The organism is Acinetobacter sp. SK-43 (genome assembly GCF_015351505.1).
Lineage (GTDB): Bacteria > Pseudomonadota > Gammaproteobacteria > Pseudomonadales > Moraxellaceae > Acinetobacter > Acinetobacter junii.
On record NZ_JADKPY010000074.1, the window covers coordinates 1 to 19,477 of the forward strand.

Below are 19,477 nucleotides of genomic sequence, written 5' to 3' on the forward strand. Positions count from 1 at the left end.
TAAATTTATATAGTTTGTATTTTCTATAAATCAGCTTTCTTCAAAAAGAGATTTACACCATAAAATGGATGGTTGGTTTGATATACACGAATAAGTAATTCATATTTTACTGAACGCCCATTTTTACTTTCATAAAAAAATCTAATGAATCTTCCAATTCTTTTTTTTGATTTAATTGATCTATTTGAAATTGCGCCAATTCAAATCTAATTTCCTCTGATGTAGATGCTTTTACGGTACTAAGTTTTTTTAAAATCTCCTTACTCTTCGGGTGTGTTATTCTCAAATTAAAAGCATCTCCTCCCAAATTTTCTAGAGTGTAATTGATCACAAGAAATACTATATTATGGTTAATATCTATCTTAGGATCTGTGCTACTGCCATAAACGGGAAAATTTACTTTAGATTGAGAAATAATAAATCTTGGTTCGAGCATCTTATGCTGTTCATCGAGTTGTTGTCTTTGAAGTTGCACTAATTCAACTTGCTGTTTTACCCCTTCTCTCATCTCATCAATCTGAAGTTGAAGCGCTCTTTCTTGTTGCTCTAAAGCTTTGGTATTTTGTTCTAATTGTTTGCCCTGTTGCATATACCCTAGAATTAACCAAAAAAAAGCAATAGGTGCGAAAATACCTGCTAAAAAATCTCCTAATGAATTTAAATCTTTATTTGGAAGGGTATAATCGTTAAGAATACAAAAAAAATAGATACCAACAAACCAAATCACTGTAAAAAAAGCACCAACACTTAACCTTTTTATATGCATATATTCTCTAATGATTTATTTTAAAATTTTGTCTAAGTGCATTTAACTTTAAAAATTAACAATAATCAAATTTCAAAAGCACCTTATCTCTTAAACAAAGAAGCCGATGCTTTTGCATCGGCTTCTTTAAATCAATTAAAGATTTAAAAGTTTAGATCGTTTCAAGCGTAGCATTAAGCGTTGAACTTGGACGCATTACAGCACTTACCTTCACAGGATCAACAGCGTAGTAACCACCAATATCAGCAGCTTTACCCTGTACTTCACTCAATTCAGCAAGAATTTTTTGCTCATTTTCAACTAAAGCTTTTGCAAGAGGAGCAAACTTCGCTTTTAACTCAGCATCTTCATCTTGAGCAGCAAGTGCTTCAGCCCAATACATTGCTAAATAGAAATGACTACCACGGTTATCTAGCTCACCAGTACGACGTGATGGAGACTTATCGTTATCGAGCAGTTTACCCGTAGCTTGATCAAGTGTTTTCGCTAGTAATTTAGCACGTGCATTATCTTCTTTAAGACCTAGCTCTTCTAAAGATACTGCAAGCGCAAGGAATTCACCTAGCGAATCCCAACGTAAGTGGTTTTCTTCAACTAACTGCTGAACATGTTTCGGCGCTGAACCACCTGCACCTGTTTCATACATACCACCGCCCGCCATTAACGGAACGATAGACAACATTTTCGCTGAAGTACCCAACTCCATTATTGGGAACAAGTCAGTTAAATAGTCACGTAAAATGTTACCAGTTACAGAAATAGTATCTAAACCACGAGCTACACGTTCAAGCGTATAACGCATTGCACGTACTTGTGACATGATCTGAATGTCTAAACCTTCAGTGTCATGCTCTTTTAAGTACTTCTCAACTTTCTTGATCAACTCATTTTCGTGTGGACGATATGGGTCAAGCCAGAAAATTGCAGGCATACCAGAGTTACGCGCACGACTTACTGCAAGTTTTACCCAATCGCGAATCGGTGCATCTTTCACCTGACACATACGCCAGATATCGCCTTCTTCTACATTTTGAGACATCAGTACTTCACCCGTGTCTAAATCTGTAATGTTCGCAATACCAGCTTCAGGAATTTCAAATGTTTTATCGTGTGAACCGTATTCTTCTGCTTTTTGAGCCATCAAACCAACGTTAGGTACAGTACCCATCGTTTTTGGATCAAAATTACCGTTCCACTTACAGAAATTGATCATTTCTTGGTAGATACGTGCGAAGGTAGATTCTGGCATTACCGCTTTACAATCGTAAGGTTTACCATCTGCACCCCACATTTTACCGCCACCACGAATCATTGCAGGCATTGAAGCATCTACAATTACATCGTTTGGTGAATGGAAGTTGTCGATGCCTTTTGCTGAATCAACCATTGCTAATGCAGGGCGATGTTCTTGGCAAGCATGTAAATCTTCAATGATTTCTTCACGAAGTGAGGTTGGTAAAGTAGCGATCTTTTCATAAAGACCAGCCATACCGTTATTGACGTTAATACCTAACTGATCAAATAACTTGCCGTGTTTCTCAAATGCTTCTTTGTAGTAAATTTTCACACAGTGACCAAAAACGATCGGGTGTGAAACTTTCATCATTGTCGCTTTTACGTGTAACGAGAATAAAATACCTGCTTCACGGCAATCATCGAGTTGCTTCTCATAGAAGTCACACAATGCTTTTTTGCTCATGAACATTGAATCAATTACTTCGCCATCTTGAAGTGCTACTTTAGGTTTCAGAACAATCGTTTCACCACGCTTAGTAATCAATTCCATCTTCACGTTACGTGCACGATCAAGCGTCATTGATTTTTCACCATGATAGAAGTCACCTTCTTCCATGTGTGATACGTGGGTTTGAGACCACTGTTTCCATTCAGTCATCGAATGTGGATGCTTCTTCGCATAGTTTTTAACAGCAGCAGGCGCACGACGATCTGAGTTACCTTCACGCAATACAGGGTTTACAGCAGAGCCAAGACATTTACCGTAACGAGTCTTGATTTCTTTCTCTTCATCCGTAGTAGGATTTTCCGGATAATCAGGAATTGCATATCCTTTAGACTGTAACTCTTTGATACATGCTGTCAATTGAGCAACAGACGCACTGATATTCGGCAGTTTGATGATATTCGTATCTGGATCTTGAGTAAGGCGACCAAGCTCTGCAAGGTTGTTAGCCACCTTCTGCTCATCACTTAAGTAGTCCGAAAATTCTGCAAGCACACGCGCTGCAACAGAAATGTCACTCTTGACAATTTCTATGCCAGCTGGCTTAGTAAAGGTCTCAATGATCGGCAGTAGCGAGTAGGTCGCCAATAACGGCGCCTCATCAGTCAGTGTATAAATGATTTTTGACTTTCCACCAGCCATATATAGCCCCTTGTGTTAAATTGAGTTTTTAGAAGCGAGCTTTTGGCCCAGCCTCTGCGAACCGGTTTGCTTGATTTAGGCATGAGAGTATCAGTCTTGATCGCATCTCAGTCAACGCAATATCCTGTGATAACGACATTTCGCTACGAAATAGTAGTTGTGAGCTTAGGCATTTAGCCCTGCGAACCGGTTAGCTTAAATAAAACATGAGATTATCAGGATTCACCCTAAGCCAGTCAATGTCATATCCTGTGATAACGACATTTCTTTAAGAAATACTACAAAACATATACTCTTCGTTAATTTAGAATTTAAAATGAATTTACAAATTATTATTTATTTCAATAATTTAATAGAAACAAAAACAAACACCGCTCAAGACTGTCATCTTGAGCGGTGTTTCTTTGAAAGCTTGGATAAGACTAAAGTTTTAGCCATGCATCCAGTTTGTTTTGATCTTCAATATTGAGTTCAACAGTCGCTAAGGTGTTTTCCCCTGCTATGAGTTCAAATTGCAATAACTCATCTCTACGAAATGCGTATGCATTATATGTCCCTGGCTGTTTAGCATACTTAGATAGTAGTTTTTCGGAAGCTTTTAAGTCATCGATTGCAATGATCACATCATTTGCAGATAAGCCTGCTTTTGCTGCAGAACTTTCTCGACGAACATTTTGAATAACAACACCTTCAGCTTTGTCAGTAACTTTTAAGCCGAATGGTAATGCTTTGTCATTTTTAAGCGTATAGCTCAAACCAAACTCAGGTAAAAGTTGATCTAGTGGTAATTCATCAGTGGTATTGATCAAATGATTAATCTGTTCAATCCAATTATCGCCAGTCAATTCATTACATAACTCAAAAATCGTGCGATCATTAACTTGTATGCCATTTTGAGTATTTTCATACAAACGACGCATAAGCTCGTCAAGATTTGAACCACGTAAACGTAAACCCAAATCTAAACACAATGCGACTAGACTACCTTTGTTGTAGTAACTCGTTCCTGCATTATTTGAGTTTTCATCCTGACGATAGAATTTAATCCATGCATCAAAACTTGACTCAGAAACAGATTGAATAAAACGTCCAGGATTCTGTAGATAACGGTCAATTTGAGCTTTCAATAAATCAAGATAAGACTTTTGTGAAATGACGCCACTACGCAACAAAATTAAATCATCGTAATACGAAGTAAATCCTTCAAAGATCCACAACAAACTGGTGTATGACTCTTTGTGTAGATCGTAATTTGCGAAATTCTCTGGACGAATAAATTTAACTAACCATGAATGGAAATACTCATGGCTACACAAACCCAAAAAGCGCTGATAGTCTTTTGATGGTTCTTCTGGTTCATTTGCTTTAGGCAAATCATCACGAGGTGTAATTAAGCTTGTGCTATTACAGTGCTCTAAACCACCATAACTATTGCCTGTTGCCATCGTCATAAAGGTATAGTTTTTAAAAGGTGCTGAACCAAACATATCTATTTCAGTACGGCATATTTTTTCAATATCTGCCTGAAGACGATTTAAATTAGTCGCGTGTTTGCCTGAAATCACAAACTCATGTGGGATACCATTTGCATCAAAGCTAAAACGGCTTTGCTCTGCTAACTCAAATGGGCTATCGATTAGCTGATCGTAACTCTCTGCTTTTAAAGTAAAACGCCCCTTAACAAGACTCTTTGAAACTAGACCTGTTGCCAGTTGGAAATGCTTTAATTCGCTTGGTAAAAATAGTTCTACTTCACATGGCGCATGTTCCTGATCTTGGAGACCTAAACAAACACACGCTGGGTTTACGTATAGTCGTGTTTGATCAACATAAGCACCACGTACGGATAAATCATATGCGTAGACATCATATTCAACAGTAATAAGCTCATGATCGGTATTAAACAAACGCCAGCGATTTTTTTCTGTTTTTTTAATTTTTAATAAGCGCCCAGCTTCGTCAGAAGCTTTTACCGATTCGATATGCTTAGAAAACTCACGAATTAAATAACTACCAGGAATCCAAGTCGGTAACCATAATTCTTGATTAGGGTTAGCCAGAAAACGAAGGGTGACGTGAATCAGATGTTGGCGATAATCGTCGAACTCAATTTGATAGTGCAACATAATTTAAGATCATAAAAATAAGAACGGTTTCACACAGCTTAGCATTTTTTTACAAAGTCATGCGTAGATGTCGTAATTGTCAGCAAAAGTGGCTGGATTCTCCACTAAAAAAGTCATAGGATGCTTTTTTCGCATTCCATGCCCATGGATCGGCTGCTCAAGGTGTACTCGTGAAATTCATCCTCTCCCTCTTTACGTTCTTTAGCCTATTGTGTGTAAATCTTGCACATGCAAGCTTACTCAAAATAGCGCCTGAAACGGTCGAAGCACAAGCATGGTCTATTGTCGATGCGCAGTCAGGACAAATTATTGCCGAGCACAATAGTCACGTTCAACGTGCCCCTGCTTCACTCACTAAGATGATGGTTGCTTATATCGCATTAAGAGAAATTGAAGCAGGAAAATTACGTAAAGAAGATATCTTAACGGCTACACCCGTTGTAAATACGGTCATGTGGGATGAGTCCCAAATGTATTTAAAAACGGGCGAAAAAATTTCAGTTGACCAACTACTGGCAGGACTCATTGTCATGTCTGCAAATGATGCAGCTGTTACACTAGCCGAGAAAATCTCAGGTAGCGTCCCTCAATTTGTTGCTCGTATGAATCAAGAAGCACAAGCTCTTGGGATGAAAGATACACATTTTAGTAATCCTGCTGGAATTACGATGCCTGATCACTATTCGACAGCAGCAGATTTAGGTTTATTAGCCAAAGCCATCGTTCAAGATACGCCTGAATATTTATATTATTCAAAAATGCCTAGCTTCAGTTATAACCAAAGATTCCATCATGCAACTAACCTCGCACTCAAAATGGATCCGACCGCAGATGGTCTTAAAACAGGTTATACCAAAGCTGCTGGTTATAATTTGGCACTAACAGCAGAGCGTCCAACATTCAATCCTGATGTCGAGAAACGCCGTTTGATCGTTGTGGTTTTGGGAACACCTAGCGCGGTAAAACGTGCTGAAGTCGCACACAAGTTAATGAATCTTGCATTTACTTATACACGGGATGAAGTTGTAATCCCTAAGCACCGATTAATTGCAGAACTTCCTGTAATTCGTTCAACGCTAAAAATGTTCAGAGTAGAAACACAACAACCTACTATTGTGACAACTTCTCTTTATGACCGACCGATGCCTATTGATCTGAATACATTTAATCTTTTGACTCAGCGCATCCACCTAGTTGACGCAAATCAATTGGTCACTACAGTTGAACCGCTCCAAAGCACCAATACACATATCAATATTGAATTGAATGAACAGCATCTGACAGCGCCGCTGATGCAAGTCATGAACTTAGCGACAGTTTCGGTTTATCAGAATAATCAATTGATCCGAAGTCTCCAGATTGAAAATGATGTACAAATTGAAGAAGCTAATATTTTTCAAAAAATTATGATCTGGTTTTCTAATTTATTTTCATTTTTTTCAACAAATGACAGTCAGAGTGCCAAACTCTACCCATTAAATCAAGGGTAGAAACTCGACTATTTTTCTCAAGATTAACCATAGAATCCAGTGAAAAGGATGGCATAATCGGACCATCCTTTCACAAAAATAATTAGGTTGATCATGAGCAAAACCTTACATCATATCGTGATTGTAGGTGGTGGCGCAGGTGGTTTAGAGCTTGCAACACAGTTAGGTGAACGTTTTGGCAGACGAAAGAAAGCTAAAATTACCCTAGTTGACCAAAACCTCACTCATATTTGGAAACCTCTACTACACGAAATTGCCGCTGGCTCGCTTAACCCCCACGAAGAACAAACCAATTATTTTGCACATGCAGAAAAACATCACTTTGAGTTTGTACTCGGTAGCCTCGTCGCAGTTGATAAAGACCAAAAACAAATCACGCTTTCCCCTCCTCAGCTTTCTAAAGAACACACCCCTGTCATTCAAGATCTCAATTATGACACCTTAGTTCTCGCCGTTGGATCTGTGTCGAATGACTTTGGAACTGAAGGTGTACGTGAATATTGTCACTTCTTGGATAGCCGACAACAAGCAGATGTATTCCAACAAGATTTATTCCACCTTTATATCGAAGCTCAAAATCAGTCGACTGAACGTGCTTTAAATATCGGTATTGTTGGAGCTGGCGCTACAGGTGTTGAACTTGCTGCCGAGTTGATTGAAACAACGAAAAACTTTTATCGTTACGGCTTGAAGAAAATCGACCCAAAACAAGTCAAGATCACTTTAATCGAAGCCTCTGATCGCATCTTACCCGCATTGAATGAGAAGACAGCTGCACACAGCGCCAAGCAACTCAAGAAAATGGGTATTGATGTTTTGACTGAACATAAAGTTCAAAAAGTAGATGAGTCAAACGTTTATTTTAGTAATGGTGAGGTTTTACATTCAGACATTACCGTTTGGGCTGCTGGGGTTAAGGCACCTAAAATCTTAGAAACACTTCATGACTTTAAGCGGGACAAGATTAATCGTTTGATGGTTTATTCAACACTACAAACGCAGACTGATCCAAATGTATTCGCTTTTGGTGATTGTGCAAACTGTCAGCTAGATGCTCGTCAACCACCACTCGGACCTCGTGCTCAAGTCGCTAGTCAACAAGCAACTTTTTTAGTTGACGCTATGGCAGCGCGTATCGCAAGCACACCACAACCGATGTTCAGCTTTAATGATAAAGGTTCATTGGTTTCATTAAGTCGTAATCAGGCTGTGGGTGAATTACTCGGCGATGTTAGCGTTCAAGGGTTTATTGCAAAAACCATGTACGTTTCCCTTTATCGACTGCATCAAGCCAACATTCACGGCTACACACAAGCAGGCATGCTGACGATGAAAGATTTTCTAACTCGTCGTGTACGTCCAAAAATTAAGCTTTATTGAGTTGAAATCTTAAATTTCGTTCCCATTTATAACGAAATAGTTTCAAAAAGTGGAAAATAGTCAACAAAATCTATTTTTCACTTTATGATATACATCTAAATTGATTGAATGGATCAAACAACATGACTGCTATTGCAAATAACCACGTGGTTTCATTCCACTACACTTTAACAAACGCTGAGGGTGAAACACTTGATCAATCTCAAGGTGAACCACTTGCATATTTGCACGGCGCAGGCAACATCATCCCTGGTCTAGAAAATGCTCTTACAGGTAAAACTGTTGGTGAAAAATTCACTGTAAACGTACCTGCTGCTGAAGGCTACGGTGAATATAACCCTGATCTAGTTCAAGAAGTTCCAGCTCAAATGTTCCAAGGCGTGGATAACATCCAAGCGGGCATGCAGTTCCAAGCTCAAACTGATGATGGCGTTCAAATCGTAACTGTTAAAGCTGTTGAAGGTGACAACGTTATCGTTGATGCGAACTTCCCATTAGCTGGTCAAGATCTTACTTTCGAAGTTGAAATCGTTGAAATTCGTGATGCGACTCAAGAAGAGTTAGATCACGGTCACGTACACGGTGTAGGTGGTCACCACCACTAATTCCTCTGTGAATTAGAACATCTCAAAAAGCAAAGCCTCGGCTTTGCTTTTTCTTCACATAAGCACCTATAAAATATGAATAATAATTTTTAAAGAACTTTATAGAATTGCTATGTCAAATACTTATCAATTAATCTGGTTCCGCCAAGACCTCCGCGTCCGCGATCAGGCAGCTTTATGGCATGCCCGTCAGAATGGTCCATGTATAGCGATTTGTATTCTGTCACCTGAACAATGGCAACGTCATGACGATGCGGATATTAAAATTGATTTTTATTTGCGCCAACTTTTGGAGCTAAAAACAGAACTTTCCAAACTACAGATCCCTTTACTCATATTTACTGTACCTCTTTGGGATGACATTGCGGAGTTTTTTGTTGATCTCGCAGAAAAATTACCATTTGAAAATGTGTATGCCAATATTGAATTTGGCTTCAATGAACTCAAACGCGATAATGAAGTACAACAAAGTTTAAATCGTCAAAAAAAACAACTGATACTGTTTCAAGATCGAACGCTGTTTCCAGTTGCAAGTATTCGAACTCAATCGAATCTACCCTATCAAGTTTTTGGTGCTTTCAAAAAAAGTTGCTATCAGCGCTTAGAACTCGGTTTACCTCAGTGTTATCCAATCCCTGAAATCCAAGCACCCATAGAGTTTGATTTTTGTCAGCTACACCAAACAGATTTACAGCACATCCAAAATCACTATGCTGACAAAATTAAAGACAAAAATGCGAGTGAATGGCGAGTGGGTGAAAAACATGCGAGAAACCTACTCAATCAGTTTGTTGAAAAACGAATTATTCAATATAACGCTTTACGGGACTACCCTTCGGTTAAAGGAACTAGTCAACTTTCTGCTTATTTAAATATTGGAATTATTTCAATTCGTCAGTGCATTCAAGCAGCATTTAGACATCAACAAGGTGATTTTGTTATCCAGTCCGAAGGACAACAAACGTGGTTAAATGAATTATTATGGCGTGAATTTTATCAACATATATTATTCGATTTTCCACAAGTTTCTAAGCACTTGCCTTTTAAAGCTGCAACACAGAATGTTCAATGGCGTGATGATAGCGAAGGTTTTGAAAAATGGAAACGAGGACAAACAGGTATTCCAATTGTTGATGCGGGTATGCGTCAACTTCTTTCTACAGGTTGGATGCACAACCGAGTTCGCATGATTTGTGCCATGTTCCTAACTAAAAATCTATTAATTGATTGGCGTAAAGGTGAACAATGGTTCATGCAAAACCTGATTGATGGCGATCTAGCTGCAAATAATGGCGGTTGGCAATGGTGTGCATCGACAGGAACTGATGCTGCTCCCTATTTCAGAATTTTTAATCCAATTAGCCAATCCCAAAAGTTTGATGAAAATGGCGTGTATATTCGACGTTGGGTCCCAGAACTGACTCAACTAGATGCTAAACGGATTCATGAGCCTTATGCCCAAAATACCGCATTGAAATTAGATTATCCCCATCCAATTGTTGACTTAAAAACCAGTCGAGAACGTGCTATTCAAGCTTTCCAAGCATTATCATAAACTAGTCCAATAGCCTTCTTACACTAAAAAGAACCGTTTAGCTAAGAAGGCTCGTTTACATAACTTAAAATAATCTTCCATAATTGCTACTTCCTTGTTTACATTGTTGTATAGAAAAGTAAATTTATTTAATTTTAATACTTATAACGAGTAGATTTATAAAAAAACCTCTCATAAAACATATGAATAGAAACTTTAATTATGCAAACGACACCTGCACAAACCTTAATGCTCTGGATCATTACCGCACATCTCTTCATTGCGATTGTGGCATATGAGTGGTTGCCTGCAACTTACCGAGGTGGATGGATTCTAATTATTGGACTTTTAGTACTTGGGGCATTTGTTAATATCGGAGCAGCATTAATCATTGGATTGATCGCATTTTTGGCTGTCGCTGTATATTTTATGTTTGATTTAGCAGGTCAAACACACATTGAAAGACAACTCCTGCTTTTGTTTATCATTCCTATGGCACCACTATTTCTAAGTGCGGTTCGCCATAATATTGCAAATGCGCTAAAACGATTTAAAGCTATTCAAAGTTACGAAAAAAACTATCGTCATGATATTTTCCCATTAAGTTCATTACAACATTTTAAGCATGAGTTTCATAAACTTTTGAGGATATCAGGTACTCAAACGTATTTTATCTACGACATTCAGATTAGTAATGCGGTATTAATTCAAGAAATGCTAGGTGAGGATATTTGGAAGCAAACTCAAAATAAAATTCTTAATATTCTAAGCAAATCGCATCAATGCGGTGATGTAAATTATCATTTCATCGATGGTGATCTAAATGAAATTGCCAGCATTGTAATTCCAGCAGAAACAACGGATAAGCTACCAGATTATATTGAAGAATTAAAACAATTACCTAGTGTAAAGCTCAAAGTCGATAAGCAATTACATACTGTTCCTATCATTCAGGAGCAATCCTAATGTCAATGATCATGAATATTTGTGGTTTCCTAATCGCAACCCATCAATATCCAGATCCAACTTTGGAGTATTTCTATCGTCAATACTACGGTTGCTATATTCGTACAGTTGAAAGGTCGACTCCAACATTACACTCTCCTCTAGAAATTGCAATGATCGTACCTAAACAGCAACATTGGTGGCCTGTTTTTACGATTGATCAAGCTCAATCTCCTAGTTTTAAACGTATTATTGAACAAGGTATCAAACCAGGAATCATTCTTCCTGATCAGCATTTTAGCTTTAGACAATATTTCAAACTTAAAAAAGCCGTTGAGCAAGGCGCTATTCCTATCGCTATTTATCAGGTTGAACAACCAAATTATTTTGCTGCAAGAGCAACCTTTTCTACAGCCTTAGGTCTCCGTCCTTTAATGGCGCTCGTGCAATCAGGTTGGGATGAAAATTTAATCTCACAACCCTCGGGCAGTTATTTGATTCAAACTCAACTGAATGCAGCATTACCATTACCAGCCCGTGAAATTAAGTATCAACAACAATATTTCTATAACACAAATATCTACACAGGTTTTGAAGCAGGTTATCAAGTTGTGATTAATCCACCATCGGATGCCCCCTTAATGAATATCAAGTATCCACAAATGGGGATTCAATGGAAACTCAATGGCATCGACTATCAAAGCTCAGTCGACGGTATTGATACGAGCATATTGGGATATTTATTTATTGTTTTGAGCGTAGTGATTATTCCACTCGATTTTATTTTCGCGACAAATTATCCCAACATATTGAGTACCTTTGGTAGTTCAATTTCATGGCTCTCATTATTTCTAGGTGGCATTCTACTGTTGCTTTTGATAGTCGCAATTATTCGAAAGGTGCGTGCCAATGCCAGCAATTGATATTTTATTTTTAGTCGGTTTTTTGGGTATTTGGATTCCACAGGCTTTTTGGGCTTGGCTCAGTTATCAAGCGTGGAAATATTCAAAAACTGCAGCAAAAGAACTAGAGAACCTACCTGTTCCTGAACGATGGCCAGTTTTGAGTGTCTTGATTCCTGCCTACAATGAAGGGGTTGTAATTGAAGATACCTTGCATGCAATCGCACAACAAGATTATCCAGCACATGCCTATGAAGTACTACTCATTAATGATGGCTCGAAAGACAATACTTTAGAAATTGCAGAGCGCATGGCAGAGATATATCCCTGCATTAAAATTGTCAATGTACCCAAAGGTATGGGAGGTAAAGGAAAATCAAGAACACTTAATAATGGTCTACCCCATGCAAAGGGTGAATTAATTGTTGTCTATGATGCTGACAGTACACCTGAGCCTGACTGTGTTCGTTTGCTAGCCCAAACCTTATTAGCAGATAGAAAATTAGTGGCAGTTAATGGGAAAGTACGCACTCGTAACTGGCGCGATAGCATTCTCACACGTTTTATTGCAATTGAATTCATTTTTTTCCAATGGATTTTCCAAGGTGGCCGATGGCAACGTTTCGAACTATCGACACTTATGGGCACGAATTATGTGATTTGGCGTGATGCTCTCGAAACACTAGGCGGCTTTGATGAAAAGTCCTTAGTAGACGACACCGAAATGAGCTTCCGAATTTTCTTAGGTCAAAAACGAATTAAATGGGTTCCTTATGCGATCGGTTGGCAACAAGACCCTCCCTCTTTAAGTGTATTTATCAAACAACGTTCACGTTGGACTCAAGGTAATTTTTATGTGACTAGTAAATACTTACCCATCGCATTACGTAGACCATTTCCGATTGGCATCGAAATTTTTAACAACATCATGTGTTATGTAATGTTTGTTCCAGCACTTATCTGGAGCCATATTACACTCGCTTTAGGACTTTTAGGCATAGCTGATATAACTGTTCCTGGTCCTTTCACTCAACTTTGGGCGCTCTCGTTTTGCTTATATGTTGCGCAAATGTGGTTTACTTTGTCATTAGAAAAAGCAAAAGCTGAGTTATACATTTATTCAGTCTTATCCTATGTAAGTTATTCCCAAATTTTCTTGTTTATTGTCTTTAAAGCTGCCTATGAAATGATCAAAAACAAGATTCAAGGAAACACCTTGCAATGGTACAAAACTGAACGTAGTAAAGAGAAAAAGTAATGAAAATAGAACTTAAAACAAATCACCTTTTCCAAGCACTGCTTGCTAGCTCTGTTTTTTTTGCTGCGCCCTTAAGCATGGCTGAAATTTGGAATTTTGAAGATATCAATACATCCAATAAATATACTGTTGAGCCACACTATTTCTATGTCGGAAAAGGTTCAGAATGGAAAAATACGACCTTTTCTACACAGTATGCGACTGAAAACAACACCACTTTATTGGTCAAATATAATGATAAATTAATTTATAACACGACGTTAAATGGTGCTGGACAACTTTCATTTAATATTCCAGCGAGTAAAAGTGGCTTTCATCGTTTAGATTTGATTTTACAGCAGTATTCTCCACCAACTTCTCCTGCCGCCAATCGAGTTACGTTCTGTTCTGAAGATGTAGATCAGGTAACATATCTAAGTAACTCAAAAATTGAGTACACGCGTCATCGCCCTATATATCGTCTGAAGGATTTGCCAGACGCACTATTTAATCCTCAAATTGTACGATCCGCCCCATTCGTTGGGGTATTAAAATTTAACCCTGATCAGATCATTGAATCATCAATGTTAGCTCGTTTGACCAGTTCATGGTCATCGGTCACACCAATTCGTTGGTTTGAACAAAGCGCTCCAGCTAATCAAACACCTAATTTTGTGATTGAAACAATATATTCCTCTACACCGCTTAAAGGTGGTGCTTATGCACAAATATCAGCAGCAAATGAACTCCCAATCTTACAAATCACTTACCATAAACCTGAAGAATTAATCGCAGCAATTCACGGTTTAATCAATCCTAGCTATTTAACACAACTTGATACTTCTGCGACTGCACTACCAATTCAACTTTCTGCACCGAAGTGGGCAGAATTAAAAAATATAAAAACCTTAGCAGATTTAGGAATTGAAGATTTTCGACTCAATCAAGCAGAAAAGAATTTATATTTAGATTTCCCTGCTGTATGGCAACCTACGGACATTTTACAGGGACAAATTGCATTACGAGTACAAAGTGGTTTACTTGAAGGTTCCAATATAACGGCTTGGATTGATAATGGATTAGCTGGAAGTTTAAAAACGGCTGAACTTGATTCTGATCCTGTCAATCGACAATTCAACTTCTTCGCAAAAACAATCTCCAAAGATACTAATTTTAATCTTCGTCTTGAAAACTCAATTATTGCAAATGCTCAATGCTTACCGAATGCTCATGGATCACTTTGGATAGATGCAAATAAATCTAACATTCAATTGCCTCATAAAATTAAGAATGGTGTTTCTGCACTTTCCATGACCTTCGCTAGTAATCCAACCATTGCAATAGACCGTAATTCTGGTGCCTTAGGTATGGCGATTATCACCAGTCAAGTTGCAAAAAATATGTTGATGACAGCTGCACCTGTGCCTCTTGATATTGTTCGCTACAGCTCAACTCAACCAGAACTCATCAACATTCAAGTCAATCCTAATATTTACCGCCAGCAAGTTTTGATGCACCAAGACTCAATTTATCAACCAGCTGCGCAAAAAGGCTTTATCGTAAGTTTTGAAAAAAACCGCTTTTATATCATTACGGACTCAGCCCAAGGCGCACAAAGTTTTATGCGTTTATGGGGCAAAATCCAACATAGTATTCCAAATAACGTAAGCAAACTTTTTGTTTCTGAAAATGGTCAAATTCATGTACTACAAAAAATTATTGTAGGAAATCAAAAAGCGCCTCTCGTTCAGCAATCTTCATTTTTTATTGTTGTTCTTGTGATCTCAACTCTACTTATATTGGCTATCTTCTTTTGGTACTGGCGAAAAAATCGAAATGCTAAAAAACATAATGATTAAACCGATGCATTTAAGCATTTTATTTGCTGTTGCAATGATCTTTACAGGTTGCATGAATGTGGCGGAATCTACAGCTTCCGCCCCTCATATTGAAGGCATGTTTTGGCAACCTGACTTAGCAACATCTCCACCACAAGGAAATTGGGAGTTACTCGGTGTAACAACCTTTGTCCCCCAATGGTCAGTTGTGCAATCTAAATCTTGGCTATCACATGATATTGGTTTTCCGAAATGGGAGAACCAATTTGATCTAAATGAACTCCAACAAGAACCTTGGGCAAACAATATTATTCTTGGACTCGCTGGAGAGTACAATGAAACCGTTGCACGCTCGAATATACAATCCCTTGCACAAGACTCAATTCAAATTGTCCAAAACACGGATAAAACATTATTAAAAGGTTACTATTTTCCAGTCGAAGCCGATCCAACTTGGCTACATGTTGATGCACTTGCTCAAGCAGTCCAACAACTCCCTACTCCTCGTTGGATCAGTATTTACAGCGGTGAACAAACTCCTAAATATTTAGATGTTTGGTTAAAAAGCTGGCTACCAGAACAAACAGGTGTATTTTTTCAAGATGGTGTTGGTGTTGGAACACGTAATCCACAAGAAGCTAAAGAGTTACTGGTTAAATTGCAAAATGAGTTTGGCAAAGAAAATATTATTATTGTCTTAGAGGCATTTCGACCCGCAAAACATGGACAATTTCGCGCTGCCTATCCTTGGGAAATCATCGAACAATTGAAAGCCTATGAAGGCCAAAGAGTTTATATTTTTGATGGTCCTCACTATATGAATCGTTGGACTGTATATGCCGTAGCGCTGTGGTATAAGTTACATTACAACTCATCTTCACCACAGACCACCGCTTAAATCATTCGTCTAAGGCAATTTGATCCAAAATTCTTAATGAAGCTTTACCGTCACCAAATGGATTTGGTGCCTCTGCCATTTTTCGGTAATGTTCAGCATCCGTTAGCAATTTCTCAGATTCTTGAATAATTTTTTCTTGATCCGTTCCAACTAAAATACCTGCTCCTACCTCAACCACTTCAGGTCTTTCAGTAGTGCCACGTAAAATCAAAACAGGTTTATGAAATGATGGACTTTCTTCTTGTAATCCACCTGAATCCGTCAAAATAAACTCAGCTTTATCAATAACAGCAAGTAAACTTGGATAATCAAGTGGTTTAACTAAATGTATTTGAGGATGATCACTAAATTTAACATGTACAACATCATGTACAGCAGGATTTAAATGAACAGGCCATACAAAATGAACATCCTTAAATTTAGTAGCAATATGTTCAACTGCATGGCAAATATTCATTATACCTTCACCAAAATTTTCACGTCGATGAGCAGTAATCAAAACTACACGATCTTTTTCTGAAAAATTGAGTTGATGTTGTTTTAAATAGTTTAGTTCTGTTGCATCTTGATGAATTAACGCGCGCCCCAAATAAACTGCATCAACCACAGTATTACCTGTAACTGTAATATCTTTAGCAGGTATATGTTCTTGTAATAAATTTTGCTTTGATTGCTCAGTAGGGGCAAAATGCCATTTTGTAATGCGGGAGACTAATTGACGATTACCTTCTTCAGGAAACGGATGATCAAGATCAAAAGATCGCAATCCTGCTTCTACATGAGCAACAGGTATTCTCATGGAAAATGCTACCAATCCAGCTGCTAATACGGTACTCGTATCACCTTGGATTATGACTGCATGACGCTGCTTTCCATCAGTCAATATCGTTTCGAGCTGAGTGAGACCTTGAATAAGCAGTTGATTCAAGCTTTGACCAGCATTCATCATTTTTAGCCGATGTGTGATTTTAATCTGAAAAAAGTCAATTGCATCACGGACGAGTTCATCATGCTGTCCTGTGAATATCACTTCTACATCAAAACGTGAATCTTGCTGAGCTTTTAAAATTACAGGCGCCAATTTAATTAATTCAGGACGCGTACCAAAAACAATTGAGATTAATTTTTTCATTATTAGAAATCCTTATAGAAAACAAGTTCAGTACGGGTGTTGTTATAGTTTTCTGTACCATCTGCCAATGCATCTTTAAAATAATGCCCATATAAACGTTCAACTCGTAATTTTACTGGAACGTAATTAAATGGTTGCCATGCAACGCCTGCACCATATTCAAATAAATTATTGTAATTCTCACCTTTAGAATCAGCTAAAGTATGCAACTTTCCATAAGCTTGTACTGTACCTAATTCACCACGGTAAACATTCAAACCAGATCTGAGTCTAAAATCAGCTATCACGTTGTAATCTTCACGAGAATAACTCGCAACATTCCCATATAAATCAGTGAAATAATCATTCCAGACAGTCCTCTGCTCCAGTGCGGGATTTGCATACCATTCTTGATATCCCGTTACACCACCAACAACACTTTCACGGAATTTATCACGATTACGATCAATTAGATCATAACTACCACCTACTTCTAAATATGCACGGATGGGTAGTGAAATCCACGGTTGATAATTTGCTCCAACTCCAACCGTTACAGCATTTTCATCAATAATCTCAGGGCGTATTCCACCTTTAGATTTAGTATCTCGATTAAGATTCAAGAAACCATAGATTTGAGCACGACCATTTTGTAAGTTTTTCCCATAACGCATTTTTAAAGGAAATATAAAATCGTCATAACGAGATTCGTAAGATGGAGCAAAATAAATATCTTTGAAAATAGGCTTCACTTGAGGTCCACTCAAATTCTTAACTGCCTCTTGAGCTTTAGTTGCGATCTCTATATCAGATGATTGAGTTAAAGTTTTAAAAATGGGTAAGGCATCGTTGTCACGTTTGAGTTGATTAAGCAAATACGCTTCTTGTAATTTGAGTTGATCTTCTTGAGGCAAAAGCTGAGATGCTTTTCGCACACTAAGTAATGCTTCATTTTGTTTATTCAGCCGAATCTGAAGATAAGTTAAACTTTTCCATACTTTCGCATCATTAGGTGTGAGTTCACTTAATTCAATCAGGATTTTTTCAGCCTGCTCAGGTTGACTCTGCTCAAGTTGATAAAAACGATCCCAACGATCATAAATTGGATTACCAGGCTTATAATCTGCATCCCCCTCTTGAACATACTGAGTTGTAGCTGCAAAGACATGTTGTATTGGCAACACCGAACCAATCAGAAGTAATGTAAAAATTATGGGCTTATTCTTGGAATTGTTCATCTATTATCTCAACTCTAAAGAAACTCAAGATCAATCTTTTATTTAAAGAAGAATCAAAGCATTAAAATGTCAAATTATTCACATATTATAACCAAGAGATCATCACGGTATCGTTAAAATAAGTTATTTTATAAGTATGATAAGTTGATGAATCATTGAAAAATTTAGCAATAATCTCAGATAAATGACTTTAATATTTTGAACAATATTGATTAATTAAGAGTAAGCCTATGTCACATTCACATCATTCAGAACTTCATGTTATGCAACGTTCAGGGTGGCTGCGTGCCGCAGTTCTTGGGGCGAATGATGGAATCATCTCCGTCACGAGTTTAGTTATGGGGGTAGCTGCAAGCGGTGTTAGTTCTCATACTTTATTGATTACCTGTATCGCAGGATTAATCTCAGGTGCTACATCTATGGCTGCAGGAGAATATATTTCGGTTAAGTCACAAGAAGATATAGAAACATCTGATCTTCGAAGAGAAGCTAAAGAACTTGAGAAAAACCCTCATGCTGAATTAAAAGAACTGACTGAAATCTATATCTCACGGGGTTTAAATCCTCAACTTGCACATGAGGTTGCAACTCAATTAACTGCACATGATGCACTTGGCGCACATGCTCGCGATGAAATTGGAATTCACGAAAATACAGCAGCAAATCCCCTTCAAGCAGCATTATCTTCCGCCGCATCATTTTCATGTGGTGCAGCACTCCCCATGCTCGCTATTTTATTAAGTTCAAATGAATGGGTATCAAAAACTGTTTTAATTACGGGTGTTCTGTCTTTGGCAGTTCTAGGTGCTTTATCTAGTTATTTTGCACGCACATCGATGCTTAAAGGAAGCCTAAGAATAGTGATTTGGGGCGTGATCGCAATGGCATTTTCTAGTTGGGTAGGCTCATTATTTAATGTGCAGCCCTTGTAAGATAGCCATTTTATTTTGACCAATCAATCAAACTACAAATTAATAATATATCCCAAGCATCATTAAGATTTTTTTCAAAATTAGATGTATGA

Annotated in this window: 15 protein-coding genes; 10 read left to right on the forward strand and 5 right to left on the reverse strand. The window is 37.9% G+C overall.

Annotated elements, in window-relative coordinates:
• Window positions 1–106 precede the first annotated feature (106 nt).
• From IRT38_RS13850 to IRT38_RS13860, 3 genes are all read right to left on the reverse strand, one after another.
• A complete protein-coding gene (locus IRT38_RS13850) occupies window positions 107–766 on the reverse strand; it encodes a hypothetical protein (RefSeq protein ID WP_227592172.1) in 660 nt (219 codons plus the stop codon).
• 151 nt (window positions 767–917) lie between these two features.
• Entirely contained in the window at window positions 918–3,149 is a 2,232-nt protein-coding gene (locus IRT38_RS13855) for an NADP-dependent isocitrate dehydrogenase (RefSeq protein ID WP_004912593.1), read from the reverse strand.
• A 422-nt stretch (window positions 3,150–3,571) separates the two neighbouring features.
• Window positions 3,572–5,275, reverse strand: a complete 1,704-nt coding sequence (locus tag IRT38_RS13860; protein WP_194598021.1) for a M61 family metallopeptidase — start codon at window positions 5,273–5,275, stop codon at window positions 3,572–3,574.
• A gap of 170 nt (window positions 5,276–5,445) precedes the next feature.
• Between IRT38_RS13860 and IRT38_RS13865 the strand changes: the two genes are divergently transcribed.
• From IRT38_RS13865 to IRT38_RS13905, 9 genes are all read left to right on the forward strand, one after another.
• Window positions 5,446–6,765, forward strand: a complete 1,320-nt coding sequence (locus tag IRT38_RS13865) for a D-alanyl-D-alanine carboxypeptidase PBP6B (protein WP_194598022.1) — start codon at window positions 5,446–5,448, stop codon at window positions 6,763–6,765.
• Window positions 6,766–6,858: 93 nt separating this feature from the next.
• Complete coding sequence (locus IRT38_RS13870; RefSeq protein WP_194598023.1) at window positions 6,859–8,145, forward strand: NAD(P)/FAD-dependent oxidoreductase; 1,287 nt, start codon at window positions 6,859–6,861, stop codon at window positions 8,143–8,145.
• Window positions 8,146–8,267: 122 nt separating this feature from the next.
• Complete coding sequence (locus tag IRT38_RS13875; RefSeq protein ID WP_004912603.1) at window positions 8,268–8,750, forward strand: peptidylprolyl isomerase; 483 nt, start codon at window positions 8,268–8,270, stop codon at window positions 8,748–8,750.
• 112 nt (window positions 8,751–8,862) lie between these two features.
• Complete coding sequence (locus IRT38_RS13880) at window positions 8,863–10,305, forward strand: cryptochrome/photolyase family protein (RefSeq protein ID WP_194598024.1); 1,443 nt, start codon at window positions 8,863–8,865, stop codon at window positions 10,303–10,305.
• A 201-nt stretch (window positions 10,306–10,506) separates the two neighbouring features.
• Window positions 10,507–11,250, forward strand: coding sequence for a hypothetical protein (locus IRT38_RS13885; protein WP_099948965.1), 744 nt, complete (start codon window positions 10,507–10,509; stop codon window positions 11,248–11,250).
• Window positions 11,250–12,152, forward strand: a complete 903-nt coding sequence (locus tag IRT38_RS13890) for a hypothetical protein (protein ID WP_194598025.1) — start codon at window positions 11,250–11,252, stop codon at window positions 12,150–12,152. The genes IRT38_RS13885 and IRT38_RS13890 overlap by 1 nt, the downstream gene beginning before the upstream one ends.
• Window positions 12,139–13,389 (forward strand): glycosyltransferase family 2 protein, encoded by a 1,251-nt coding sequence (locus tag IRT38_RS13895; protein WP_194598026.1) that lies wholly within the window; start codon window positions 12,139–12,141, stop codon window positions 13,387–13,389. The genes IRT38_RS13890 and IRT38_RS13895 overlap by 14 nt, the downstream gene beginning before the upstream one ends.
• The gene (locus IRT38_RS13900) at window positions 13,389–15,227 is read left to right on the forward strand and encodes a hypothetical protein (RefSeq protein ID WP_194598027.1); all 1,839 of its coding nucleotides are present in this window, start codon (window positions 13,389–13,391) and stop codon (window positions 15,225–15,227) included. The genes IRT38_RS13895 and IRT38_RS13900 overlap by 1 nt, the downstream gene beginning before the upstream one ends.
• The gene (locus IRT38_RS13905) at window positions 15,205–16,104 is read left to right on the forward strand and encodes a hypothetical protein (protein ID WP_409514097.1); all 900 of its coding nucleotides are present in this window, start codon (window positions 15,205–15,207) and stop codon (window positions 16,102–16,104) included. Before IRT38_RS13900 ends, IRT38_RS13905 begins: the two co-directional genes overlap by 23 nt.
• 1 nt (window position 16,105) lies before the next feature.
• On the opposite strand, the gene wecB is transcribed toward IRT38_RS13905, so the two are convergent.
• Together wecB and IRT38_RS13915 are read right to left on the reverse strand one after the other, a co-directional pair.
• Window positions 16,106–17,236, reverse strand: coding sequence for a non-hydrolyzing UDP-N-acetylglucosamine 2-epimerase (gene wecB, locus IRT38_RS13910; RefSeq protein ID WP_194598028.1), 1,131 nt, complete (start codon window positions 17,234–17,236; stop codon window positions 16,106–16,108).
• Between the two features lie 2 nt (window positions 17,237–17,238).
• Window positions 17,239–18,453, reverse strand: a complete 1,215-nt coding sequence (locus tag IRT38_RS13915; protein WP_194598029.1) for a tetratricopeptide repeat protein — start codon at window positions 18,451–18,453, stop codon at window positions 17,239–17,241.
• A gap of 230 nt (window positions 18,454–18,683) precedes the next feature.
• Here IRT38_RS13915 and IRT38_RS13920 point away from each other — a divergent pair, with 230 nt between their 5' ends.
• Window positions 18,684–19,385: a VIT family protein gene (locus tag IRT38_RS13920; RefSeq protein ID WP_194598030.1), complete on the forward strand. Its 702-nt coding sequence runs from the start codon at window positions 18,684–18,686 to the stop codon at window positions 19,383–19,385.
• The last annotated feature ends 92 nt before the right edge of the window (window positions 19,386–19,477 follow it).